The 24,845-nt window shown below is 45.9% G+C and carries 21 protein-coding genes; 11 read left to right on the forward strand and 10 right to left on the reverse strand.

Annotated elements, in window-relative coordinates:
- Window positions 1–82: 82 nt before the first annotated feature.
- Both AB432_RS11105 and AB432_RS11110 read right to left on the reverse strand, forming a co-directional pair.
- Complete coding sequence (locus AB432_RS11105; protein WP_082195905.1) at window positions 83–244, reverse strand: anti-repressor SinI family protein; 162 nt, start codon at window positions 242–244, stop codon at window positions 83–85.
- A gap of 195 nt (window positions 245–439) precedes the next feature.
- Entirely contained in the window at window positions 440–769 is a 330-nt protein-coding gene (locus AB432_RS11110) for a helix-turn-helix domain-containing protein (protein WP_048032327.1), read from the reverse strand.
- A 558-nt stretch (window positions 770–1,327) separates the two neighbouring features.
- Between AB432_RS11110 and AB432_RS11115 the strand changes: the two genes are divergently transcribed.
- From AB432_RS11115 to AB432_RS11145, 8 genes are all read left to right on the forward strand, one after another.
- The gene (locus AB432_RS11115) at window positions 1,328–2,194 is read left to right on the forward strand and encodes a hypothetical protein (RefSeq protein WP_162630237.1); all 867 of its coding nucleotides are present in this window, start codon (window positions 1,328–1,330) and stop codon (window positions 2,192–2,194) included.
- A gap of 22 nt (window positions 2,195–2,216) precedes the next feature.
- The gene (locus tag AB432_RS11120; RefSeq protein WP_048032328.1) at window positions 2,217–3,620 is read left to right on the forward strand and encodes a glycosyltransferase family 2 protein; all 1,404 of its coding nucleotides are present in this window, start codon (window positions 2,217–2,219) and stop codon (window positions 3,618–3,620) included.
- Window positions 3,621–3,647: 27 nt separating this feature from the next.
- Window positions 3,648–4,451, forward strand: coding sequence for a response regulator transcription factor (locus AB432_RS11125; protein ID WP_048032329.1), 804 nt, complete (start codon window positions 3,648–3,650; stop codon window positions 4,449–4,451).
- 25 nt (window positions 4,452–4,476) lie between these two features.
- Window positions 4,477–5,838 (forward strand): nucleotide sugar dehydrogenase, encoded by a 1,362-nt coding sequence (locus AB432_RS11130; RefSeq protein WP_048032330.1) that lies wholly within the window; start codon window positions 4,477–4,479, stop codon window positions 5,836–5,838.
- A gap of 42 nt (window positions 5,839–5,880) precedes the next feature.
- A complete protein-coding gene (gene glmS / locus AB432_RS11135; protein ID WP_048032331.1) occupies window positions 5,881–7,713 on the forward strand; it encodes a glutamine--fructose-6-phosphate transaminase (isomerizing) in 1,833 nt (610 codons plus the stop codon).
- A gap of 112 nt (window positions 7,714–7,825) precedes the next feature.
- Complete coding sequence (locus AB432_RS30490; RefSeq protein WP_162630238.1) at window positions 7,826–7,984, forward strand: YwzD family small protein; 159 nt, start codon at window positions 7,826–7,828, stop codon at window positions 7,982–7,984.
- Window positions 7,985–8,006: 22 nt separating this feature from the next.
- The gene (glmU, locus tag AB432_RS11140) at window positions 8,007–9,383 is read left to right on the forward strand and encodes a bifunctional UDP-N-acetylglucosamine diphosphorylase/glucosamine-1-phosphate N-acetyltransferase GlmU (RefSeq protein ID WP_048032332.1); all 1,377 of its coding nucleotides are present in this window, start codon (window positions 8,007–8,009) and stop codon (window positions 9,381–9,383) included.
- Between the two features lie 90 nt (window positions 9,384–9,473).
- On the forward strand, window positions 9,474–12,464 hold the full coding sequence (locus AB432_RS11145) for a hypothetical protein (protein ID WP_162630239.1): 2,991 nt from the start codon (window positions 9,474–9,476) through the stop codon (window positions 12,462–12,464).
- A gap of 106 nt (window positions 12,465–12,570) precedes the next feature.
- On the opposite strand, the gene AB432_RS11150 is transcribed toward AB432_RS11145, so the two are convergent.
- The 5 genes from AB432_RS11150 to AB432_RS11170 all read right to left on the reverse strand — a co-directional run bounded on the left by AB432_RS11150 (window position 12,571) and on the right by AB432_RS11170 (window position 18,110).
- A complete protein-coding gene (locus AB432_RS11150; protein ID WP_048032333.1) occupies window positions 12,571–13,968 on the reverse strand; it encodes a S8 family peptidase in 1,398 nt (465 codons plus the stop codon).
- A gap of 85 nt (window positions 13,969–14,053) precedes the next feature.
- The gene (locus AB432_RS11155; protein ID WP_048032334.1) at window positions 14,054–14,824 is read right to left on the reverse strand and encodes a Cof-type HAD-IIB family hydrolase; all 771 of its coding nucleotides are present in this window, start codon (window positions 14,822–14,824) and stop codon (window positions 14,054–14,056) included.
- A gap of 109 nt (window positions 14,825–14,933) precedes the next feature.
- On the reverse strand, window positions 14,934–16,049 hold the full coding sequence (locus AB432_RS11160) for an ABC transporter ATP-binding protein (protein WP_048032335.1): 1,116 nt from the start codon (window positions 16,047–16,049) through the stop codon (window positions 14,934–14,936).
- A gap of 112 nt (window positions 16,050–16,161) precedes the next feature.
- On the reverse strand, window positions 16,162–17,169 hold the full coding sequence (locus tag AB432_RS11165; protein WP_048032336.1) for a PucR family transcriptional regulator: 1,008 nt from the start codon (window positions 17,167–17,169) through the stop codon (window positions 16,162–16,164).
- Window positions 17,170–17,210: 41 nt separating this feature from the next.
- A complete protein-coding gene (locus AB432_RS11170; RefSeq protein ID WP_048035765.1) occupies window positions 17,211–18,110 on the reverse strand; it encodes a metallophosphoesterase in 900 nt (299 codons plus the stop codon).
- 161 nt (window positions 18,111–18,271) lie between these two features.
- On the opposite strand from AB432_RS11170, the gene acsA reads away from it, so the two are divergent.
- The gene (gene acsA / locus AB432_RS11175; protein WP_048035766.1) at window positions 18,272–19,987 is read left to right on the forward strand and encodes an acetate--CoA ligase; all 1,716 of its coding nucleotides are present in this window, start codon (window positions 18,272–18,274) and stop codon (window positions 19,985–19,987) included.
- Between the two features lie 49 nt (window positions 19,988–20,036).
- On the opposite strand, the gene AB432_RS11180 is transcribed toward acsA, so the two are convergent.
- From AB432_RS11180 to AB432_RS11190, 3 genes are all read right to left on the reverse strand, one after another.
- Window positions 20,037–21,050: a cation diffusion facilitator family transporter gene (locus tag AB432_RS11180; RefSeq protein ID WP_048032337.1), complete on the reverse strand. Its 1,014-nt coding sequence runs from the start codon at window positions 21,048–21,050 to the stop codon at window positions 20,037–20,039.
- Window positions 21,051–21,077: 27 nt separating this feature from the next.
- On the reverse strand, window positions 21,078–22,118 hold the full coding sequence (locus AB432_RS11185) for a flavin-containing monooxygenase (RefSeq protein ID WP_048032338.1): 1,041 nt from the start codon (window positions 22,116–22,118) through the stop codon (window positions 21,078–21,080).
- A gap of 140 nt (window positions 22,119–22,258) precedes the next feature.
- Window positions 22,259–22,672: an ArsR/SmtB family transcription factor gene (locus tag AB432_RS11190; protein WP_048032339.1), complete on the reverse strand. Its 414-nt coding sequence runs from the start codon at window positions 22,670–22,672 to the stop codon at window positions 22,259–22,261.
- Between the two features lie 150 nt (window positions 22,673–22,822).
- On the opposite strand from AB432_RS11190, the gene AB432_RS11195 reads away from it, so the two are divergent.
- Both AB432_RS11195 and AB432_RS11200 read left to right on the forward strand, forming a co-directional pair.
- The gene (locus AB432_RS11195; protein ID WP_048032340.1) at window positions 22,823–23,827 is read left to right on the forward strand and encodes a permease; all 1,005 of its coding nucleotides are present in this window, start codon (window positions 22,823–22,825) and stop codon (window positions 23,825–23,827) included.
- Window positions 23,828–23,837: 10 nt separating this feature from the next.
- Window positions 23,838–24,830, forward strand: coding sequence for a TIGR03943 family putative permease subunit (locus AB432_RS11200; RefSeq protein ID WP_048032341.1), 993 nt, complete (start codon window positions 23,838–23,840; stop codon window positions 24,828–24,830).
- The last annotated feature ends 15 nt before the right edge of the window (window positions 24,831–24,845 follow it).

Below are 24,845 nucleotides of genomic sequence, written 5' to 3' on the forward strand. Positions count from 1 at the left end.
ATGGCTTCCCGGTCGGGGGAGAACCCTGATGGAAGTCCTATTATTTATAAAAGTGTAGCGTAATGGATAATGGCTGTTTACATTATGCTTCGAAGGAATCACTTTTTTCCTCATCAAAAGAGAGAGAAGAGTTCACAAGAAAAAAACGAATTTCCTCAATGCTTAATCCCATTTTTCGTGCTGTAAGGATTAAATCGATCCATTCCTTATCCAGGAGATCTTTAGGAGACGGAGTGGTTTTCATGTTAGTTCCCCTTTTACCCTCCTTTTGTAAAAACAAATAAAATACCCAAAAAATGGTTGGAAAAAGATAGGTAAAAAGCTTATATCAGAAATGATACTTAATTCAGTTTCATATGTAAATCTAGTATTTGTGACTTTTATTTTAAATTCATGCAAAAAATAATAAGCCACCACTATATTAGTGCTGGCAAAAATGTTATTTATGTCGATTTAACCGCCATTTATTGTACTCCAAAAACTCCCGAAACTGTTCTTTACTTACCCCGGATTTCATAGCCTCTTCGATCAGCTTGTACCATTCTTCATCAACATTCTCGCTTGAAGGAATATCTTTTTCCTGAAGCAATGTGTCTACTGTCACATTTAATACTAGTGCGATTTTCTCAAGAAATTGAATAGAAGGATTTCGCTGAATGCCGCGCTCGATTGAGCTCAGATAAGACTTTGCGACACCAGCGCGTTCAGCTAAATCAGAAAGAGAAAGGCCTTTGTCTATTCTAAGCTGCTGTATACGCGAGCCGATCATGTAATAGCCACCCCTTTAAATCTCTTCGTTTATTATAACGTCAATATAGCTGAAACACAACTTTTTGTGGGACTAGTCCTGTGTCGTTTGGCTCATTTATTCGATTTGACTCTACTGACATTGCTAAAAAATTACCTTTCTACTAGATAAAATGAAGCGTCATTATGGCTAAGTATCTATAATTGTGTTCGTTCTTTATAAGAAACGAAGTGTTCGTTATTAAGGTTGAGAAAAAACGAGATATTCAGACGATATTCTACAAAATAGTCGATTTTCGCTGTTTTTAGTCTATTTTTAGAGAAAATTGATATTTTACATTCCATTGCCCGTACAGGATACTAATTTCAAATCGTTCTTTATAAAGAACAAAACGAACGAATTGTTCTCTATAAAGAAACGTTCGACTTTGAATGGTGCTAACCGCTGTCGACTTGAAATGGATAGGAATGCACAGAAAAACTTACAAAAACTGGAGAGGAGAGATCCATTCTGCATGCCAATTTGTCAGAAGCAGTAACGGTAATCTGCCTGCTAATTGTAATAATTATACTATTTTTTATGGGGATCTTGGTGATTAAATCAAGGAATTTGTTGATAGAAAGGAGAACGCGCATTTACCTGGGACAGTTTCAAGACTACTTCACGTATATCCAGTCTCATATGGACTCGCCTGAGAGGTTGAAACCGCCTTACTGGCAGTTAAATCGTTTGGAAATGAGCGTTCTGCAACAAAAACTCATTGATTGGATCGAATCTCTTACAGGCAGCCACCGAAAGAAAATGATCACACTATGTGAGGATACAGGGCTCGTCAAGCAAAACCTCCAAAGGCTGTATAGTCGCTTCCATTGGATAAGGATCGATGCGGCCTATCATGTAGGAGCAATGCGATCCGAGGAAGCCGTACCAAGACTTCTGCAATTGTTGCAGACAAAAAAACTCGATCCCACTCATTTTATCATCGCGAGATCTATCGCCAAGTGTGCGAGAAATCTGGACGATTTAAGGAACATGCTGATGCTCCTTGTAAAGCATCGAAAAAGCAATCATTACCTTGCTGTTGACATCATGAAAGAGACAGAGCTGGATTGTACACCATTATTGCTTGAATGCTTGCGAAGTACGGACAAGGATTTGATTAAAATCGCTTTGATTGGATGGTCTGCTCCATTAACTGCAGAGATTGCCGATTTGGTATATCGGCAGATCGATTCGGAAGACAAGGAAGTCCGCATCCAGTCAGTGAGGCTGCTTTTCGAATATGATGCTGTTTTGGCAACGGCATTATTCGAGTCGTTGATGAAGACGAACGATACGGAAGTCTGTCAGAATACTGAAATGATTGAGATGTATGCCAGTTGCAAAAAGCAAATCACTGAGGAGGAGCAAGAGGACAAGAAAAATCGATATGTTTATGCCGTGTAACTACACCTGAAAGGAGATTGACATGAGGGACTTTTTGCAAGCATACGGGATCTTTGCTGTTTATTACGTAATCGTAATTGAGACGCTCTATTTAACGATTCTAAGTCTGTCCATCAAAAATATTTTTTCCATCATAAAAAGCTCCATGTATTCTCGCTTTCAGTCACTCTCTGGGTCAGAGTACGTACCACAAATTTCGATTCTCGTTCCCGCTTACAATGAGGAATTGACCATCATTGAAAACGTTCGCTCGCTTCTCGCGCTAGATTATCCCAAGTATGAAGTTGTTGTTATTAATGACGGTTCAAAAGATGACACGTTGCAAGTTTTGTTACAGGAGTTCCAGTTAACCCGCACAGAGTATGCAGGGGGCTCCAGAGTATTGGAAACCTCCAACGTACGAGGCGTTTATTACAATTCGCAATATCCCAATTTATATCTCATTGATAAGGAAAACGGAGGAAAAGCCGACTCGCTAAACGCCGGGATTAATCTTTCCCATTACCCATTGATTGCTTCCATTGATGCTGATTCGTTATTGGAAAAGGACGCGTTGATCCGCATTGCCAAGGTGTACATGGAAAACCCTGAAGAAACGGTCGCGATCGGCGGTATCGTCCGAATCGCAAACGGCTGTGAGATCGAGGATGGAATGATAAAGAAAGTCAATCTTCCAACCAAAATCTTGCCTATGTTCCAGTGTGTCGAATACTTAAAGGCATTCCTAGGGGGAAGGATTGGGTGGAGTTCAATCAACGGGCTGATTATTGTGTCTGGTGCCTTTGGGGTATTTCGAAAAGATTTCGTTGTCAAAGCCGGCGGTTATCGAGGGGGATATCCCGGCGAGGACATGAACATCATCATCAAGCTTCATAAATATATGCTTGAAAATAAACTTCCGTATCGAGTGGCTTTTTGCCCCGATGCCGTTTGCTGGACCCAGGCTCCTGATACCCTGAAAATACTTGGCAGCCAGCGAAGAAGATGGGGACGCGGCAACCTCAAAAACATGCTGGAGTACGGCATTTATATAGTAGGCCGTCCCAAGTACAAAGTTATGGGGTTGATTACATTTCCCTATAACATCATTTTTGAAACACTGAATCCATATTTCAGATTTACCGGTTTTTTGGCTCTGCTGGGATATACATTGATGGACATGACTCAATGGAGAATACTAGCTATCTATGCGTTGCTGAATCTCTTGTTTGGCGTACTGCTCGGGATAGGCTCCCTGTTTATGGAAGAGTTGGCCTTCAAGCGTTACACAAGAGTTCGCGACAACCTTAAGATGTTGGCATTCCTCTTCTTCATGTTTCTTGGATATCAGCAGTTGGGAGTCATCTGGAGATTTTTGGGTCATATCGAGTTTCTGCGCAACAATAATACATGGGGAACCATGACGAGAACAAGCTGGAAAACATAGAGAACCAGGGCACAGGAGGGAGATACCATGAGTCAGATTGCAAAAGCGTATTCGTTTCCTTTATTTCAAGCCTTTGAACATGTGCTTACCTTCTATGAATCGAGTCAGTTGCCATGCGGGATTATTCTGGCTGTAACGAATGGAAGCAGTGAAGAAAAGATCCAAGATTTGAAAATATCTTTGGCAAAAGCAGAGGGGTTTACGGATATCCATTGTTTTTACGACAAACAAAGCAGCATTCTCGGTATTCTCCTCGGCGACCAAATGCTAGGTAATACTCATTTCCATTCTCTCTTCATCAAGGAACAGCTACAGACCCAACGTATGTTGGCAGGGCCAGTATTCATCGCGAGCTTCCCTGAACAGGGGGAATCAGCAGCACAAGTTCTCAGTGGTATGGTACAGGAGATTACTGCTGGAATGGGAAGTGCTGGTGATATTCACATATATAGCGGTAAAAGATCATCGGAAGTAAAGAGGAGTCTTTTGCTTGTTTCGCAAGATGAAACTGTGAATGAGTTTTTACGCATCTATTTACAAAGAAAAGGTTACTGCGTTTATTTGGCGGACAATGGGAGAGAGGCTTGGGAAAAATACAAGCGATTTTTACCGGACGCTGTTATCACCGATGTCAATTTGGCCATTGAAGACGGTTACCAGCTTATCAGCAAGATCAATGGAGTGGAGCATGGCACCAAAATTGTGGTATTAACCCACAAACGGTTGGAAGACGACAAGAAAAGATCATTCGAGCTGGGAGTCTCAGATTATATAGCGAAGCCATTTTCACCAGTAGACCTGGAAGCACGAGTGAGAAGTCTATTGTCTTAAAAACAGATAAAAGGGAGGAAGAAAAATGAGCTACTTCACAAAATTGAAGCAAAAAATGGAATCAAAAACCGTAAAAGTTGGGGTAATTGGACTTGGGTACGTTGGTCTGCCCCTCGCTATGGAAATGGCAAAAAGCGGTTTCTCTGTTTATGGGATCGATTTGGACCAGCGGAAGGTAGAAAGCTTGCTCGCAGGCAGATCATATATCCAGGACGTTCCTTGCGATGTGATCCAATCAAGTCTTTCTGCTCAGCGATTCTTCCCGACCACTGATTATCGGGTGCTCAAGGAGCTGGATGCGGTCAGCATATGTGTTCCAACGCCGCTCAGTGAAAATCAAGACCCGGATACGTCCTTTATTAAGGGGGTTGTCCGTGAAATTATCAAATACAAAAAGAAAAACCTTCTGATTACGCTTGAAAGCACAACGTACCCTGGTACGACAGAAGAATTGATCCAATGGGAGTTCGAAAAGCTGGGTCTGACTGTCGGAAAGGATTTCTTCCTTTGCTTCTCTCCTGAGCGTGTCGATCCAGGTAACTATTCCTTCAACACGCACAATACGCCAAAAGTAATCGGGGGAACCACGCCGAAGTGCTTGGAGTTGGGAGCTCTGCTCTATAGCAATCTGGTTACTAACGTAGTAACGGTTTCATCCCCGAAAGTCGCAGAAATGTCTAAATTATTGGAAAATACATTTCGGAGTGTAAACATTGCCTTTATCAATGAAATGGCTATGATGTGCGACAAAATGGGCATTGATGTGTGGGAAGTTATCAAAGCTGCGTCAACGAAACCGTTTGGATATATGCCGTTTTATCCAGGTCCTGGAATTGGGGGGCATTGCATTCCGCTTGATCCGATGTACCTCTCTTGGAAGGCAAAGGGCTTCCGTTTTCATAGCAAATTTATCGAACTGGCACAATCGATTAACGACAATATGCCAGACTATGTGATCAATAAAACCGCACAGGTACTGAATCTTTATGCCAAATCAATCAAAAACTCGCGGATTCTCATTTTGGGGATGGCCTACAAGCCTGACATTGATGATCTGCGTGAATCCCCTGGCTTGCATATATACGAACTATTCCAGGAAAACGGGGCACGTGTCGATTACTACGATCCTTATGCACAAAGCTTTGTAGACAAACGAGGGAACACAATTCGTTCCATTCCGTATGACTTGGAACAAATGAAAAATTACGATTGCATGGTACTCGTTACGAATCATAAGAGCTTTAACTACCAGATGTTTGCTGATCTGGGTGTAGCTATCATTGATACACGAAATGCTTTTGACAGCATAACGGGTCAACACATTTACAAGCTGGGGAATCCAGCAAGGATGCACGTCGGAGAAGAACGAGTCGTACTCCTGGCTTAACTAGAAAACTGGCTGATGATTACGGAACAGGGAGGCAATCGTATGTGCGGTATCGTGGGATATATTGGTGAGGGACAAGCGCAACAAATCCTGACAAATGGTTTGCAGAAGTTGGAGTATCGCGGCTATGACTCGGCAGGTGTCGCAATATTTAACGGTGAAAAAATAGAGATTTGCAAATCGAAAGGAAGGCTGGCCGTTTTGGAAGAACGGCTCGTCCAATCTCCTATTCGAGGTTGTTTAGGAATCGGACATACGCGTTGGGCCACTCACGGCCGTCCATCCGATGAGAACTCACATCCGCATACGGATGAATCAGGAAAGTTTTCTGTTGTCCACAACGGTATAATCGAAAACTATATGGAAATCAAACAGGAGCTATTGGACCATGGGGTTACGTTTACATCCGAGACCGATACAGAAGTCATTGCACATCTGATTGCTGTCCTATACGAAGGCGATCTCGTCGCCGCGGTTCGAAATGCAGTACTGCGTATGCGCGGCGCATATGCTCTCGGTGTTGTTTGCGAGTACGAGCCAGATAAAATGGTGGCAGTCCGATTGGCAAGTCCTTTAATTATCGGGGTAGGCAAAAGAGAAAATTTCATTGGCTCCGACATCTCTGCGGTTCTTGAGCACACACGAGACATTGTCATCTTAGAAGATGGGGAAATGGCGGTTCTCAAGAAAGACAGCGTTTCTCTTATGAAAGTGGAAACATGCGAACCGCTTCAGAGAGAGTTGTTCCGCGTAGATTGGAATGTGGAAGAGACGGAGAAGGACGGTTTTGAGCATTTCATGCTAAAAGAAATTTACGAGCAGCCAAATGCATTTCGTAACACATTGCTCAACCGGATTGACGAGGAAGGAAAGCAAATTGTTTTGAAGGATTTCCAATTACAACTAGAACAGATCAATCAATTTGAGAAAATATTCATCGTAGCGTGCGGAACAGCATTTCATGCAGGTTTGATCGGCAAGAATGTAATCGAAGAATTGGCGAGGATACCTGTAGAGGTCGATGTCGCTTCAGAATTCAGATATCGACGCCCTATTATATCTGAAAAAACACTGGTCATTGTCGTGAGTCAGTCGGGTGAAACAGCTGATACGCTGGCAGCGTTGCGGGAGAGCCAACGCCTGGGAGCCAAGGTCTTGGCCATTACAAATGTACAAGGCAGCTCGATTGCCCGTGAAGCCGATTATGTGCTTGCTACCTTTGCCGGACCTGAAATTGCTGTGGCTTCAACGAAGGCGTACACCTCTCAGGTAATCGTTTTTTATCTACTCGGATTGTATCTGGCTCAAGCGAAGGAGACGCTTGCGGAAACAGAACGGGAATTCATGATTGCCAATTTGAGACAGCTGCCTGAGCAGGCTGAAAAGGCACTCCAACATGCGGATGATATTCGCGTTTATGCCGAGTCGATAAAAAATCATACCAGCCTGTTCTTTATCGGTCGAGGCATTGATTATGCTGTGGCGCTGGAAGGGTCCTTGAAGTTGAAGGAAATTTCGTACCTTCACTCAGAGGCATACGCTGCAGGGGAATTGAAGCATGGAACACTGGCTTTGATCGAAGAGGGTACGCCTGTCATTGCCTTGGTGACACAAAAAGAGCTGGAAGAAAAAATGATTAGCAATATTACAGAAGTGAAGGCACGAGGTGGGAATGTGTTAGCGATCACATTGGATGGGAATGTTGAACTGCACAGAAATGTAGATGAAGTATGCTTTGTGCCTGCGACATTACCTGTGTTTACCCCTATCCTGTCCGTTATTCCACTGCAGTTGATCTCGTATTACACTTCTCTGGCATTGGGCAATGATGTAGACAAGCCCCGGAATCTTGCCAAAAGTGTAACCGTTGAATAAAAAATAAGATTTGGAAGAATCCCGGAACAGCCAGCTTATTGGAGAGAACGGGATTCTTTCCCCATTTTGACTTGTCGGATTTACATTATTTCCGTAAGGGGCTGAATTGTCCATGATGGATACCACTGACCAAACTCTTGATCAAAAAACATTGATAGAAATCATGCTTCAGGTTTACGAGAAGGGTCAACAGACAACGACAATGGGGACGAGAGATATTGTTGAGGATATTGTCAACAGAGTAAGGCCGTACTTCAAAGAAGCCAAATAAGTCGATCTGTTGGGAGGATCACATGAGTAGTCGTTATGCAATTGTATTGGCAGCGGGAAAAGGGACACGGATGAGGTCTACGCGTTGCAAAGTGCTCCATGAGGTTTGTGGAAAACCAATGATTCAGCATATTGTCGACCGATTACATGGTCTTGGCATCCATGAGATTATTTTGATTGTAGGGCATGGGGCCGAGCAAGTGAAAAAGCAGTTCGGTGCTTCTGTCCGCTATGCCTACCAGTCCGAGCAATTGGGAACTGCCCATGCAGTGATGATGGCAGCTGACCTCCTGCAAGACAAACAGGGAACAACGCTCGTGTTGAGTGGTGATACACCATTGGTGAGGGAGAAAACACTGGAGCAACTGCTCGAGCAGCATGAAACGCAACATGCAGCAGCAACTGTATTAACGGCACGAGTAGACGATCCTACAGGGTACGGGCGATTAATCCGCGACGCAAACGGTCTTGTAGAACGGATCGTGGAGCACAAGGATGCGACAGCCGAAGAACGGCTTGTATGCGAAATCAATACAGGAATGTATGGTTTCGACAACCAAAAGCTGTTTCAAGCCATATCCCGAGTGAAAAATAATAATGCTCAGAAAGAGTATTATTTGCCTGATGTTATGACTATTTTAAGCGAGCAAAACGAGCCCATTGCTGCTTTCATGACCGATGATGCGGAAGAGGGGGGCGGCGTGAATGACAGAATCCAGCTGGCTTGCGCCGAGAGATTGCTCCGTATGCGAATCAATGAGCAGCATATGCAAAACGGGGTCACGATCATTGATCCAACCGCCACCTATATTGATGCCGATGTGTGTATCGGATCTGATGCGGTTATTCATCCGGGAACGTATCTCCGCGGGAAAACAACAATAGGACCCGGTTGTGTCATCGGACCGAACGTAGATGTAAGTGATTGCATCGTAGGAAGTAACGTAGAAATTCGCTACTCAAATGTATGTAATAGCACGATTCGAGACGGAGCAGCTGTTGGTCCTTATGCCTATATTCGTCCAGGTTCAGATGTAGGTGAGGAGGCGAAGGTCGGAGATTTTGTCGAACTAAAAAATTCACGTCTCGGGAAAGGAGCAAAGGTTGCTCATCTCTCGTATATTGGTGATTCCGATATTGGTGAACAGGTAAACGTAGGCTGCGGTACAATCACTGTCAACTACGATGGCGTACACAAGCATAAAACGATCGTTGGTGATCACGCCTTTATTGGTTGCAATGCCAATTTGATAGCTCCAGTTACCATCGGAGAGGGCGCTTATGTAGCCGCAGGCTCTACGATCACAGAGGATGTTCCGAACGACGCTTTGGCCATCGCCAGAGAACGCCAAAGCATCAAAGAGCAGTATGCCAAACGATTGATGGTAACCCGCACATAATTGCAGTCAGTAGGAGGATGTCTTATTTTTACAGCTAACACAGAACCAGAACAGAATCGATCAAGCAAAAAAAAGCTGCTGCTTGGCTTTTTGATCATCATCATACCAGTCATCGCAATCATTGCTTATTTGTATAGGACTCCGCCGATGATTGCGACCTGGATTTGGAATACGCAGCTCATTGTCACTGAAAGAGAAGAAATCATCGCATTTGCCAAGCAACATGACGTCAATCTCATTTATTTGCATATTGACCAAGAAAATGTTTCCACTCAAGATTATCGTTCCTTTATGAAGGAAGCAAATGCTTCTGGTATTCGCGTGGATGCTCTTGCAGGAGATCCGGTCTGGTCTCTCGTTTCCAATCGAAAAAGTATTACCACCTTTTTAAACTGGGTTCAGACCTATAATCAATCAGCAGGAGAAGGTGAAAAATTTAGTGGCCTCCATCTCGATATTGAACCTCACGTACTACCCGAATGGAATGAGAACAAGGAAGTAATCAAAAACGAATGGGTAGCTAATATCGAGTATTTGTCCGCGGAAATCAAAAAGGACCCGGCTTTGGAGTTAAGTGTCGATATCCCGTTTTGGATGTACGAGCTGTCGCTGGCAGACAAATCGGAAACTGTCAGCAAATGGCTGGTCAGCACGCTAGATCATGTAACGTTAATGGCCTATCGCGACAGGGTAGAGGGACCGAACGGGGTATTGGAAATTGTAAACCCGATCATGAACGAAGCGGACGATCAAAAAAACAAAGTGGTCGTAGGCCTTAACCTGCTGCAAAGTGCAGAGGGAGAAAACACAACTTTTTATGAGGAAGGGCATGGCGGATTGGAGGAGCAACTGACCGTTCTCGAAGATAACCTCGAAGAATTTGCAGGCTACGCCGGATACGCCATCCATGACTACGAGAAGTGGAGGGAACTGGTCAAAAAAAGTGAAGCCCAGATGGAAGCAAGCAAAGCGTCAAAACCGATGCCTGTATTCGAAGGTGAAGGCAAAAAGCTGGTTGCCAAAGTAGATGGTGGGGATATTACCCTCTACAACGGGCAAGGCTGGGAACCCGTGTTTTGGGCGGGAATCAATCTGGGTGCAACGACACCAGGACACTATCCTGGAGAGCTCTCCCCAACCCGCGAAGATTACTTGCGCTGGTTTTCGCAGATGAAGGAAATGAATAACAAAGTCGTCCGCATTTATACGATTCTACCTCCGATTTTTTATGAGGCCTTACACGAGTTCAACCAAAAGCAGGAAGAGCCTTTGCTCCTGCTGCAAGGAATCTGGTCGCCGGATGAAGCGCTCGCGGGTGAAGATCGGAAAGGACGGGATGCATTTACTCCCGAAATCACCAAAGATTTTCGCCAAGAGATTAGAGACGCTGTACAAGCAGTCCATGGAGACGTGACACTCCCGGAGCGGTACGGTCGTGCCAGCGGTGAATATCGGACAGATGTGTCACAGTACTTGGTAGGATGGATACTCGGTACCGAGTGGTATCCGTATACGGTACAGGTGACGAATGCATCACATCCGGACATGCCTCCTTATCAGGGAAAATATATCACGGCATCGGAAAAAGCGTCTCCTTTTGAAAGCTGGTTGGCCTTCATGCTTGATTATTTGGCTGAGGAAGAGATGAAATATGGATGGCAGCATCCCGTATCGTTCACAAACTGGCTGACGACCGATCCGCTGTCGCATCCTAATGAGCCGCTATCGCAAGAGGATATGGTCTCGATCGACCCGATGAATCTGAAGGCTTCACCGGAATGGGCAGCCGGTTACTTTGCCGCTTATCATGTTTATCCGTATTACCCGGACTTTTTGCGATATGAGGAAAAGTACCAAGCGTACCGGGATTCGAGCGGCAAGATAGACCCGTACGCCGGATACTTGCGCGATTTGCGTGCCCACCATAAAGGAATCCCGTTGTTGGTTGCAGAATATGGGGTACCTAGCTCACGGGGAATGACTCATTATGGGCCTGCTGGACGGAACCAAGGAATGCATACGGAACAAGAGCAAGGCGAGATGAACGCCGATATGCTGCGCAATATTTATGAAGAAGGTTATGATGGCGCACTTTTATTTGCATGGCAGGATGAATGGTTCAAATTTACCTGGAATACAATTGACCTAGAGTTGCCGTGGGAGCGGAGGGCGATGTGGAACAATCCGTTGACGAACGAGGAAAAATTCGGCGTCATTGCGGTGGAACCGGGTAACTACGCCTCTGACCAGATCATCCTTGATGGGCAAACAGCAGATTGGGAAAAAAGGCTTCAGCGAGTCAAACGTGCTTATCCGGGATTTGATCTATCTGTTACACACGATGAAGCGTACTTGTTTCTCATGCTAAAGAAGAGCGAAGGCGTTTGGGATTTCTCAAAGGACAGGCTGGATATTGGCTTCGATACGCTGAGTGGTGGGAGTCGAACTGCTGATAAAGCACCAGGTATTACATTTTCCCAAGAGATCGAATTTTTGTTGCAAATGCAAGGGGACAGCAATTCTCGCATTTTTGTCAACAGCGCCTATGATCAGCATAGTTGGCTATATGGGTACATCAAGGGAATGCTGCCTTGGGACGAGCGTTATGATCAAGCAGATAACGGCATATTCTTGCCATGGAAGCTGGCACTGAACAAAGCATTGTATTTACCAGAATCAAAGAAAACAGTACCTTTTGAAGAGCTGGAAGTGGGTATTATGAAGCCAGGGATTTCCGATCCGCAAGATCCGGTGTACTACTCACTGGCAGATTGGTATGCAAAGGGAAATGTCTTGGAAATACGCATTCCTTGGATGCTTTTGGGGTATACTGACCCGAGCAGCAAGCAGGTTTGGAAATATCCGTATGAAGCGAATGGAGTTGTACCAACCGAAAGTATAGGTATCGGCGTGGAAGTATTTGCACATTCCAATCAGAAGCCATTCTCGCGGGAAGCTTCCAAACCACTCTTGTACCAATGGGACAAATGGGATCTGCCAACGTACCATGAACGAAAAAAGCAGAGCTTTGAGATTCTGCGCAAGGCCTATGAAGCCTATGGTATGCCAAAGTCTGAGTAATATCCGATTTAACACCGAAAAACAGAGAGGTGGGGGAGTGATCCCCACATAAAAAAGGCGTGCGAACCCGAAATCAGTTCGTACGCCTTTTTGTTCATTGAACTTATTACCCACCAAAACGCAGTCGTTGAAAGAATTTATTAAGCAAGCCGCCGATTGTTTTGGGCGGTTGTTCTGTTTTGACTCGCTCGGCCGGCTGGGCTTGGCGAAGGGCCTGGTTCACATTGATCATACCGTACCCGTATAACTGATCGTGCCCAGGAGCACCGAGGTCAGTCGAAGACTGTCTAATGAGATTCATCACGTCTTGGGTATTCATATTGGGATGAATGGAACGGATGAGCGAAGCGAGTGCAGCGACATGAGGGCACGCCATCGAAGTACCTGATAGCGAGGCATAGTCACTATAAATGTACGTGCTCGGAATATCCACCCCAGGAGCAGATACATCCACATAATCACCAAAGTTGGAAAAATCGGCGCGTTCTTTACGGTGATCGACAGCGGCGACGGCAAGGACTTCATCATAGGCAGCAGGAAAGCTAGGCTGATCGCTCGCATCGTTTCCGGAAGCCGCGACTAACACGACATTATTATCAAAGGCATAGCGACAAGCTTCCCGCAGAGCAGCAGAAGAGGTGTAGTTACCTACACTCAAGTTGATGACATCTGCTCCGTTATCTGTCGCCCAATAAATACCTTGTGCGATGTCCACCGCTGATCCGGAACCGTCTGCGCCAATAGCTTTGACCGGCATGATCTTGCTATTCCAGGACATTCCAGCAATGCCATCTTTGTTATTCGTTTTCGCCGCTATGACACCAGATACGTGGGTTCCATGGCCATTATCATCCTCCGGTTTGTTACTGCCATCCAAAACGTTGTAGCCTTTGACCAGCTTACCAGCAAATTCCGGATGCTTCATATCCACACCTGTATCGACGACTGCAACAATGACATCACTGCTGCCTTCGCTGACGTCCCAGCTTTGCTCCATGCCGATCAGAGGAAGATTCCACTGGTATTCCTTGTAATACGTATCGTTTGGTTTCACGTTAGGAAGTAAGAGGTAATTTGGCTCGGCAAATACGGAGTCAGGGTGTTCAGCCAGTTTTTTCATGAGCTGCTTGGTAGTCATACTCTTTGATTTGATAATGAGAAATTTGTCAAAATCATGTTTGATCTTGGCATCCAAAGAAGAAACGAGCTGATCAATTTTTTCTTGCTTGGGGCGTGGTGAAAAGCGCACGACGACTTCGTTTTCTACATAATGACTGCGGTCACGCTGGTTATGATGAAGCGTTTGAATATGGCTTTTTTTCTCCAGGTCACGACGAATGTCTTTCACCTGTTCAATGTAGTTAATGCGGGGAATTCTCGCTTGAACCGATGTCACGCGGGGATGAGGTTCGCGCATTTCCTGTTCTGCATTCTGATTCATCCGATACGGGACAACTACGAGACCAACCAAGGCAACAGCGGCAATAAAAGGCCAGACGCGCAAAAAAACTCACTCCCTCCAGTGCTGTTGTCTATAGCGTGCACATGAAGGGAGTGATTATGAAGGAAATAGCTTACAATTAGCGTAACTAGATTAAACCAAGCTTTGCTAAGCCATGCTGGATGCCACTGTCGTTTACATGGCGCGTAATCATATTGGCGAACGGCTTCAATTCTTCATGAGCATTACCCATCGCTACCCCCATACCAACATAGGAGAGCATCTCTTTGTCGTTCAATCCATCTCCAAAGGCAACAGCATCCGCAGGAGTGAGTCCAAAATGTTTTAAGACGGCTTCAATTCCTTTTGCTTTTGAGCCGTTTGGGGGCAAAATATCCATGCAGTGCTCATGCCAGCGAATGTAAGAGACGTCATGGAATTCACCCGTGTATCTTGATTCATCAGCGCCACAGTAGAGAAATGCTTGATAAATCGGCGTTTCCTCCCAGTAGCGATGGCGATACGCTGGAGATTCCAGTCGCAACCAATCAAAAGACTCAATGATATGTGGGTGGTCCATCGCATTGGCATAGCAGTGTTCTGCGCTCAAAAATACCATGGGATGGGAATGACCCTCAGCCATTTGTTCGAGCGTTGCCAATGTATCTGTAGCAATTGGCGTGTGATGGATGATCTTCCCTTCGCTCTTCACATACGACCCGTTAAAGCCCACGAATGTCTCAATGCCCAATTGCTCAGCGATGGGCATCAAATGATAAGGAGCTCGGCCAGTTGCGATCGCGACATGGACACCGTTTTGTTTTAATGTTTGTACGGCGTCCACTGTTGTTTGTGGAATGATGTGATCGGTGTTCAGTAAGGTTCCGTCAATGTCAAAAAAGACGATTTGATAAGCCACTTCTTATCCGCTCCTCTCCACGCTATCTCTAGTTGTTCTCTTTATATAGGTTTTGCACAAAAAAATAGGAAAAGGAATGCCTGCTGGGACACTCCTTCTCATTTCGCTATTAGAATACAGCTACTTCTGTCTCGCTGTCAAATACATGACATTTGGCAAGATCCATCGCTAGTTTTACCTTCATCTTTGGTTTTAGCGCTTCACGAGAATCCACGCGTGCTACCATCTGGGTATCCCCGATATTGTGGAAATAGACGTACAATTCGGAGCCCATGTTTTCTACGACTTCCACTTCTGCTTCCAGTGAGCTCTCAAAGGGATTGGCTTCCATAAAAGAGGCGTCGCTGTAAATGTCCTCCGGGCGAATACCAAAAATAACCTGCTTATTTACATAACCTTTTTCCCGTAAAGTTTTGGCTTTATCTTCTGGGAAGCGTACATGAATATTTTGTGCATCAAAATAGAGTGCCCCGTCTTTCTCGGAAAGACTCCCTTTCACAAAGTTCATCGCAGGTGAGCCGATAAAGCTCGCAACAAACAGATTGACTGGATAATTGTAGATTTCAGTAGGGGTTGCCACCTGTTGGATCAGGCCGTCCTTCATGACGACAATCCGGTCTCCCATGGTCATGGCTTCCGTCTGATCGTGCGTTACATAAATAATCGTCGTATTCAACCGTTGGTGCAGTTTCAATATTTCCGTGCGCATTTGTACACGCAGCTTCGCATCGAGGTTGGACAACGGTTCATCCATCAAAAATACTTGCGGCTCACGAACGATCGCACGACCCAACGCGACACGCTGTCTTTGTCCCCCTGACAGCGCTTTTGGCTTGCGGTCTAACAAATGGGAAATATCGAGAATTCGAGCTGCATCTTGAATGCGCTTATCAATATCGGATTTGGAGAATTTGCGCAATTTCAGGCCGAAAGCCATATTTTCGTATACATTCATATGCGGATAGAGTGCATAGCTTTGGAAAACCATGGCGATGTCGCGATCTTTGGGAGCCACATCGTTGACACGGCGATCGCCTATGTATAAATCACCTTCCGAAATCTCTTCCAGACCTGCAATCATGCGCAGCGTAGTAGATTTTCCACAACCAGATGGTCCGACTAGAACGAGGAATTCGCGATCTTGAATTTCCAAGTGAAAATCGTCAACTGCCGTAACGTTGCTTCCATATCGTTTATAAATGTGGGAAAGACTTACCTTTGCCATGAAAAAGGCACCTCCTCGGGTTTGTGAAGAGAGCAAATTCTTGGATGACTGTAAGGGTAGGGTACCAAGTCATAGGCAAGATGGATACGGACAGTATATACAAAATGTTTCGTCAATTTTGACGAAAGAGAAGGTAGAGCTGAAGCATGACGGCATCAGGAAACAATCGCGGGTCTAATCCGGTTTGTTCTGTCAGCTTGTCCAATCGATACAGCAGTGTATTCCGGTGAAGGAAAAGCTGCCGCGCTGTATCGCTTACATTCAATTGTCTGGCGAACAACGTATCTAATGTTTCCCGTTGTTCATCTGTCATGTGCGGAACGGTTATGACAGCGGCTAGCTCGTTGGCGATTGCGGCTGCTATTTCTTTGGGGAGAGAAGCTGCCCATCGTTCTAACGGATAAGACCAATCCCCAGCAACCATCATTTGTGGTCGATAGGATTGGAGGGTGCGGGCGAGTGATACTTGTCGTAAAAGAGTGTCGCCCAATGCAAGTGGACTCGTGATTGGCGATCCAACAACAAGGCGAACGGGTTCCATCCATTCCATCGAAATCAGATCATGTAAGCCAGATGCCCACTCCAAAAGCTCTGATGCCGATTTTTGATGATCGAGCATGGAGACAGGGACGATGAGAAGGGCATGTGTTTGGGTCAAAGGAATAAAATCGGGTACTCCTTCAAAAAAATCATGCAACAAGGGCTGCAAGGAACCCCATTCTCCTTTGCGGTCTGGTCTGCATCGCTCTAATAAAAATGAGACGCGTGCTTCTTTCCACGGCCATTTCGCTTCCAGCTGATCAGGCATTGCAACAGGGGTACCAGAGACAATGCCCGAAAGCCAATTGAATATCTGTTTTGAGAGGGGAAGCGTTGCTGGATCATCCACTTGAGGAAAAATCAGATCCAACAACGCCCGGGCTGAAGTATGCCAAGATGCCGTTTCGATAAGGATCAATGTCATTTCACCGTTGCTCGAATGGAGGGCAACTTGCTCCCAGCCCTTTTGTATCCAATCGAGCTGGACTTGTGCTGCTTCTGTTTGTGAGACATGTACATATTCGATAGGTAAATTTGTCGCTTGTCGGATGTGCTCGACATCTCTCTTCCATTTTTCCACAAGGTTCCCCCATCTCGACATGAAAGTAAGGCTATTATACCTTAGTCGAGGGCGAGCGTGGCAGCTGTTTCTTGTAGAGCCAAAGCTGGAGCGGCCATCTCGTTGAATGGAGCATCACTGCCCAGTACATGCAAAGTTATCTCGGGACGGGAACGCAGACGGATGTTTACCCCTGTTTGCCCCAGGCCCTCACTGATGTAAAAGAGTCGACCATCCATCTCGTGAAGACCTTTCACGATATTTAGCTTAGGCAGCTTCCCCATCGTTGCGAGATGAAAGGGGCGAGGCCAATGGATTTGTCCGCCGTGAAAATGCCCTGACAACAAATAATCGTAAGCATACTCTTTCATGTGCAAAACTATATTAGGATCATGAGTCAAGACGAGCTTTGCTCCAGTCTCGGGTACACCGAAGAAAGACTTGTCCAGGTTGCTATGGCGCGTGCTGAAATCATCCACACCGATAATGTGCAGGGGCTGTCCCTTGTGATAGATGGTTTCATTTTCGTTGATAAGAACACGGCAGCCAATACGTTCTAACTCTGATTTCAACTGTGCGAGCTTGAAAGGGGTAAGAACGTAGTCGTGATTGCCAAAAACCACATAAGTTCCGAGTGCTGGCTGTAATTGCTGGAGACATTGCACAAAAGCAACTGCCTTCGGAATGTTTTTTTCGCGGTCGAGCAAATCTCCGGTAATCGCAATCAGGTCTACCTGACGCTGCGAGAAGTCATCGACAATGCACTGGGGCAATACAGACAAGTTTTCCATGTGCAAATCAGACAAATGCAAGATCGAAAGCGGCTCAAACTCATGCGGTTGTTGAAGGTGTCGGGATTTTTTCAAGGGTATGGCTATTTCCTTTATTTGAACATCAAATGTATTGCGATAGGCTCGAAAAAGCAACAAGGCGATAGCGCCAAGTAAAATAAACCAGATCATCATGGTCAGCCATCTCCTTTGCGGTAAGAATACCGTCATTATACAAGAAAAAGTTCGCGATCGAATAAGTAGGTTCTGGCAGGAGGAATTACGCAAAAAATGTAGAAATATTATGAATGTTGCGTAGTGAGAAAAACGAAGTAGAGTGGGAGAGTGAAGACATGAACGTGGAGAAAATTCCAGCAACGGAAGGCCCTTATAATCTGGAAAATTATGACGAAGCATATGCGAATTTTGATTGGGCGGATGTGGAGAAGCAATTCTCTTGGTATGAGACCGGGAAAGTGAACATGGTGTATGAAGCCATTGATCGACATCTCGCTACTGATCGGAAAGACAAAATCGCATTGATGTACAGCAATGCGACGAGAGACGAGACTTACACTTTTGCGCAATTAAGTGAATTATCCAATAAATTTGGTAATGTTTTGCGGAATTTGGGCATTGTGAAGGGGGACCGCGTTTTCGTCTTTATGCCGCGTTCGCCGGAGCTTTATGTAAGCGTTTTAGGCACGATCAAGGTTGGCGCAATCGTAGGACCGCTGTTCGAAGCGTTTATGGAAGCAGCTGTTCGTGATCGCTTGGAAAATAGCGAAGCAGTTGCGATCGTTACGACACCTGCACTCCTGCCACGTATTCCCGTAAACGACCTGCCTGCCTTAAAACACGTAATTGTTGTAGGTGCAGAACAGGAGCTAAAAGAAGGTTACATCCGCTTTGAACAAGCGATGGAAGAAGCCTCCACCGAGTTGGAAATCGAATGGGTTGATCGTGAGGATGGAATGATTCTCCATTACACCTCAGGCTCAACGGGCAAGCCAAAGGGTGTTCTGCATGTTCACAATGCCATGATCCAGCATTACCAGACTGGGAAATGGATTCTCGACTTGCAAGAGGATGATATTTATTGGTGCACAGCAGACCCAGGCTGGGTAACGGGTACTTCTTACGGCATTTTTTCACCTTGGTTGAATGGAGCAACCATTGTTGTACGTGGTGGACGCTTCACTCCCGAAGACTGGTATAAAGTCATTGAGAAAAACAAAGTATCGATCTGGTTTAGTGCTCCGACTACGTTCCGCATGTTCATGGGAGCAGGGGATGAACTCGTCAAGCAATTTGACTTATCCAGTCTGCGTCACGTCCTGAGCGTTGGTGAACCACTCAATCCTGAAGTCGTTCACTGGGGAATGCGCGTGTTCAATCAACGCATCCACGACAACTGGTGGATGACGGAAACAGGTGCTCAGTTGATTTCTAACTATCGCTGTATGGCGATCAAGCCTGGATCGATGGGTAAGCCGTTCCCAGGTATTTATGCAGCGATTATTGACGACCGTGGAAATGAGCTGCCGCCGAATCGAATGGGGAATCTGGCAATCCGTACTGGTTGGCCAGCCATGATGAGACAAATCTGGAACAACCCAGCGAAGTACGAGGAATACTTCAGCATCCCGGGCTGGTATGTATCCGGGGATTCTGCATACAAGGATGAAGAAGGCTACTTCTGGTTCCAAGGCCGTATTGATGATGTGATCAATACTTCCGGTGAGCGAGTCGGTCCGTTTGAAGTAGAGAGCAAGCTCGTGGAGCATCCAGCAGTAGCCGAAGCGGGTGTCATCGGCAAACCAGATCCGGTTCGTGGTGAAATTATCAAAGCATTCATCGCGCTGCGAGCTGGCTATGAGCCAAGTGAAGCGTTGATGGAAGAAATTCGCAAGTTTGTGAAAGAAGGATTGGCTGCACATGCTGCTCCTCGTGAAATTGAATTTCGCGACAAGTTGCCAAAAACGCGTTCCGGAAAAATCATGCGCCGCGTCTTGAAAGCGTGGGAATTAGGTCTACCGACTGGTGACCTGTCTACCATGGAGGATTAATCACAAGAAAAACCATCTCTCGAAAATGTCGGGAGATGGTTTCTTTTATTTAGGAATGGCTATGTTGTTTATGATCATGCGGATGGTCGTGGTTGTGCTCATGGTTATGATCGTGATCATGATCGTGGGAATCGGCTGTTGCCTGGCAATGTAAGTCACCGTGTGTAGTAGACGAGTTCTCAATCTGGATGGTCGCGTGTGTAATGCCGAATTCTTTTTCCAACAGCGCAAGCGCGTCATTTAAAACAGGGTAGCTGGGCAAATCATCCTCGACAACGAGATGGCAGGTAAGAGAATCAAAGCCGGAAGTAACCGTCCAAATATGAAGATCATGCACCTTGACTACTCCGGTTAACTGGCTGAGTCTTTGTTCTACTTTGGTTGTATCCAGCCGAGATGGAGCTCCTTCCAGCAAAATATTGATGGATTCTTTCGTGACGCGCCATGCGCTCAGCATGATCAGGATAGAAACAATGATACTGATGATCGGGTCGGCAATATACCAACCAAATGCCCACATGAGAATACCGCCTAGTATCGCGGCTACGGAACCGAGTAGATCGCCGAGTACATGAAGGTATGCGCTGCGTAAATTGACGTTGTTCTTGGTATCACCACGCATGAGTACCATGGCTGCAGCGATATTGGCGAGGAGCCCTACAGTAGCGATGATGATCATTGAGCCGCTGGCTACCTCAGGTGGATTCCACATACGTTCGAATCCTTCCCAGAAAATGAACAAGGAAATCACGACGAGAGTGACGCCATTGGTCAGCGCAGCCAAAATTTCAAAACGCTTCATTCCGAACGTTCTCTTGGCAGAAGGGGGACGTGATGCGAAATGGACAGCAATCAAGCTCAACAAAAGCGCTAATGCATCGCTTAGCATATGACCAGCATCGGATAGCAATGCCAAACTGTTAGTGATGAAGCCCCCAATGGTTTCTACGACCAAAAATACAGCGATGATGAGGAAAGCAGTGAGAAGAGCACGTTTACTGGCTCCTTTTCCATGGTGATGGTGATCGTGTCCATCTCCATGATCGTGATGGTGAAAGCCCATGATAGAATCCTCCTTCTAGAAAATAATTTATAGATGTTCCACTAGATAAAGGGCGTCTTTTCCTACGCCGCCCATAAGTGCTGACGCCCTCGTATGCTGCCATGGAAGTCCGAGAAAGAATAGGCCAGGCACTTTTGTGACACCCCGAAGATGAATGGGTCTGCCTTTCGAATCAAGCACATCTGGAATACTCAGCCAATCGTAGTTTGGTCGAAAGCCAGTGGCCCACAATACGTTATAGACTGTTGCCTCTGTTCCATCTGCAAAATAAACGGTATGCCCATTAACCTGTACGGTTCGAGAAACCAACCGCAATGCTCCTGAGCGAGAGAGCTCGCGCACCTGCTTTTTGTAGCCGAATATCGGATCGGGTGAGCTGCGCATTTTCTTGCCGATCCAGGTGGAGTGGGGAGCATCGAGTAATCCAAGTGTTTTCATGTAATCAAATATAGGTTTTCCAAATATGAAGTTTGGCAAGTAAGAGCGTGAATCTCCCTGTGAAAAAATAACGGGTCGATGAGCGGCGAGCTCTACCGCAATCTGTGCCCCAGAGTTGCCGCTGCCAACGACAAGGACTGGGCCGTCGATGAGCTGGCTCTCATTCTTGTACTGCGAAGTGTGCAGTTGATGAACGGTGTGGTCCAAGCTATTCGCAATACCTGGGATAAACGGCGTATGAAATGGCCCTGTTGCAATGACGACTTGCTTCGCGTAGAGCAGACGGTCTTGTGTCCGTACTTGGAAGCGGAAACCAATTTTGCTGAGCTCCATAACAGTCGTACCCAGCATGACAGGCAATTCGAAATGTTTGGCGTACAATTCGAGGTAGTCTGCCGCTTCATCCTTGTTCGGGAGCGTATTCCGCTCTCCGGGAAACGTAAGACCAGGTAGTTGATTATGTTTACGTGGTGTAAAAAGCACCAGTGAATCGTAGCGTTGCCGCCAACTGTCCCCGATCCGTTGGTTTTGCTCCACGATGACAAAACGGCGATTTTTACGCTTGAGTGCATATCCGAGAGCAAGTCCTGCCTGCCCCCCGCCAATTACGATGACATCATAGTCGTTCATGATTAATGCCTTCTTTCGGTAAGGATTAACTAAATCATACCATATTCATTATTATATTCAAGTAATTGTTTGAATGTTTTTTGAGCATACGCAAAAAAAGCCGCCACTTATAGTGACGGACCTGTATGTAGCCAGTGGTTTTACGGTTTTGATTGCTTTAATTCGGCAGCATGCTCAATACCACACATGATTAAATGACGGACATGATCATCATCGAGCGAGTAATAGACGAGCTTGCCGTTTTTGCGGTACCGGGCGAGGCCCATGTTTTTTAACAAGCGCAGATGGTGAGAGGTATTCGGGATCGAACTATTGATGGTTGCAGCGACATCACAAACGCATAGTTCACCTTCAAGTGCCAGCGCGTAAATGATTTTTGCTCGCGTATCGTCTGCGAGAGCCTTGAATAGAGGGGCGACACCTTCCGTCTCCATCATTCTGGGACGAAGCCTGTTTACTTTTTCTTCATCGATCGTCTGTATCTCACAAACCTCTAGATCAGTGGGAATGCGCTGAATATCATCGCTCACTTCATTCACCCCGAACCGTACCATTTTCCCCATTATAAGACGGATAGAGGGGGAAGGGAAGGCTGTACAACCTGTTCATCTTGTAAAAAAAGTAAAGGACAAGAAGGAAATATAGATGTCTGTATATAAATAGGAATGATACCTATTTGCAAATGGAGAGGAGAGAATTCCCACTTGATTCTGAAGATTCGCCAATTCCTGGTTGAAATAATCGGGGCGCTCCTGCTTGGACTAAGTGTCGTCTGGTTAACCATGGGCAGAGAAAGCAGCTTGTTTTCCGGTTGGAGTATAGAATGGTCCCCCTTGTGGCTTGATGTGAAAACCTTTTTCCTTAGTATTTGGCTGGAAGCAATCCCGTTTGTCCTCTTGGGTGTATTCTTTTCTGCGTTTATCCAGACGTTTGTGACAGAAGAGCAGGTGAGGCGTTGGACACCGAAGCATCCACTCGTAGCCCTGCCGTTTGCCGGGTTGCTCGGGTTTTTGTTCCCTGTATGTGAATGTGCCATTATCCCTGTGGTTCGTCGCTTGATCCAAAAAGGGATGCCGCTGTCAGTCGGGATTGTTTTCTTATTGGCGGGACCGATTGTGAATCCCGTTGTTTTGTCATCGACCTATGTTGCTTTCGCCCGTCAGCCGGAAATGGCTCTGTATCGAGGCATTGCGGGATTCGTTGTTGCCCTCATTGTGGGCATGCTCGTCTTCCTGTTTGTCAAAAAAAATCCGATACGGCTCGGCATGGAATCGCAAAACAGTCATGAAGCCGAACATGTAAAAGCGACGAGTGGAAAGCTGTCCTCGACGTTTGCCCACGCTGTAGATGAATTTTTTGACATGGGAAAATATTTGTTGTTTGGAGCGTTTATCAGCGCGCTACTACAGGTGTACATCAGTCGGGACACGCTCATGGACATCGGTCAAACGCCGCTCACGTCCAATTTGGTCATGATGGGGATGGCGTATTTGTTTTCGCTTTGTTCAGAGGCAGATGCTTTTATCGCTGCTTCCTTTGCCAATACGTTTTCAAGCAGCTCGTTGCTTGCCTTTCTGGTTTTCGGTCCCATGCTCGATTTAAAAACGACGCTAATGCTTTTGGGAACGTTTCGCTTTGGTTTTGTTGTCAAGCTAGTCGTAGCTATTACGCTTTTGGTCATTTGCGTCACTATGCTCATACCGATGTAAGGAGGAAAATATGGATCAGAACAAATTAAAGCGTCATCATGTCATGCGCAGTTTGATATTGGCGGGCATTACAGCGTTGTTGGCCTATTTGATCCTGTCGGAAACGCTCAGTCACTACCTAGCACCGCGGTTACACATGTTCAGTTATGTCACACTCGTCATCCTGTCCTTGTTGACAATGGTCAGCATCCGGCAAATTTTTGTTGGCAGTAGTGTTTACGATTGCGATTGTGAGGAGCATCATAAAGTGCCGCGTACTCCCATGGGCTCCCTTTTGGTTTACAGCTTGTTTGTACTCCCAATCGTGATGGGTTTTGTCATGCCGGATAAAATTCTTGGCAGTGATGTAGCAGAGAAGCGGGGAATCACACTTCTCAGCAATGATGTACGAAAGCTGGCGGATGTTACGGCGAACGCGAATGCGAATGCAACAGAGAATGAGAAGCAGACAGCAGAGGTAAAAGAAGATGCCAAACCAAGCGTAGAACCACAGTCAGAGGCTACCAATCAAGTAGCAACACCCCCGGTGGAGGCTACAGATGACGAACAATTGCGGCAAAGATTCTCGAACGGGGGATTTGGTGACTTTTACACGGATATCGCCGTCTTTTTACATAAACAGCCAGTGATTGAACTGAATGACAAAGTGTTCCTGGACGGACTCACCACGATGGAACTATATGCAAAAGAATTTGCTGGAAAAGAGCTTGAGACGATCGGGTTTGTCTATCGGCAGCCTGATTTTACGAAGCAACAGTTTGTCGTAGCGCGCTTTTCCGTCACCTGCTGTACAGCAGATTCCAGTGTTTATGGCGTTTTGGTGGAAAAGGAGGACGCCAACAAATGGGCAAAAGATAGCTGGGTAAAAGTTCGCGGAAAGCTCGAGCTGCGTCAGGTGGACGGATATGACATGCTCGTTCTCAAAGCCTCTCAGGTTGAAGCCGTCTCCGCACCGAAAGATCCTTATGTGTACTATAGCTTTGAAGCAGCACCAGACAGTTAACATGCGGGGGAAACC

The organism is Brevibacillus brevis (assembly GCF_001039275.2).
Lineage (GTDB): Bacteria > Bacillota > Bacilli > Brevibacillales > Brevibacillaceae > Brevibacillus > Brevibacillus brevis_C.

What these genes read in the sequence shown, in the direction of transcription:
- AB432_RS11105 (WP_082195905.1), bottom strand. Translation starts at nt 244, where the DNA reads ATGAAAACCACTCCGTCTCCTAAAGATCTCCTGGATAAGGAATGGATC.
- AB432_RS11110 (WP_048032327.1), bottom strand. Translation starts at nt 769, where the DNA reads ATGATCGGCTCGCGTATACAGCAGCTTAGAATAGACAAAGGCCTTTCT.
- AB432_RS11115 (WP_162630237.1), top strand. Translation starts at nt 1,328, where the DNA reads ATGGGGATCTTGGTGATTAAATCAAGGAATTTGTTGATAGAAAGGAGA.
- AB432_RS11120 (WP_048032328.1), top strand. Translation starts at nt 2,217, where the DNA reads ATGAGGGACTTTTTGCAAGCATACGGGATCTTTGCTGTTTATTACGTA.
- AB432_RS11125 (WP_048032329.1), top strand. Translation starts at nt 3,648, where the DNA reads ATGAGTCAGATTGCAAAAGCGTATTCGTTTCCTTTATTTCAAGCCTTT.
- AB432_RS11130 (WP_048032330.1), top strand. Translation starts at nt 4,477, where the DNA reads ATGAGCTACTTCACAAAATTGAAGCAAAAAATGGAATCAAAAACCGTA.
- glmS (WP_048032331.1), top strand. Translation starts at nt 5,881, where the DNA reads ATGTGCGGTATCGTGGGATATATTGGTGAGGGACAAGCGCAACAAATC.
- AB432_RS30490 (WP_162630238.1), top strand. Translation starts at nt 7,826, where the DNA reads ATGATGGATACCACTGACCAAACTCTTGATCAAAAAACATTGATAGAA.
- glmU (WP_048032332.1), top strand. Translation starts at nt 8,007, where the DNA reads ATGAGTAGTCGTTATGCAATTGTATTGGCAGCGGGAAAAGGGACACGG.
- AB432_RS11160 (WP_048032335.1), bottom strand. Translation starts at nt 16,049, where the DNA reads ATGGCAAAGGTAAGTCTTTCCCACATTTATAAACGATATGGAAGCAAC.
- AB432_RS11170 (WP_048035765.1), bottom strand. Translation starts at nt 18,110, where the DNA reads ATGATCTGGTTTATTTTACTTGGCGCTATCGCCTTGTTGCTTTTTCGA.
- acsA (WP_048035766.1), top strand. Translation starts at nt 18,272, where the DNA reads ATGAACGTGGAGAAAATTCCAGCAACGGAAGGCCCTTATAATCTGGAA.
- AB432_RS11180 (WP_048032337.1), bottom strand. Translation starts at nt 21,050, where the DNA reads ATGGGCTTTCACCATCACGATCATGGAGATGGACACGATCACCATCAC.
- AB432_RS11185 (WP_048032338.1), bottom strand. Translation starts at nt 22,118, where the DNA reads ATGAACGACTATGATGTCATCGTAATTGGCGGGGGGCAGGCAGGACTT.
- AB432_RS11190 (WP_048032339.1), bottom strand. Translation starts at nt 22,672, where the DNA reads ATGGTACGGTTCGGGGTGAATGAAGTGAGCGATGATATTCAGCGCATT.
- AB432_RS11200 (WP_048032341.1), top strand. Translation starts at nt 23,838, where the DNA reads ATGGATCAGAACAAATTAAAGCGTCATCATGTCATGCGCAGTTTGATA.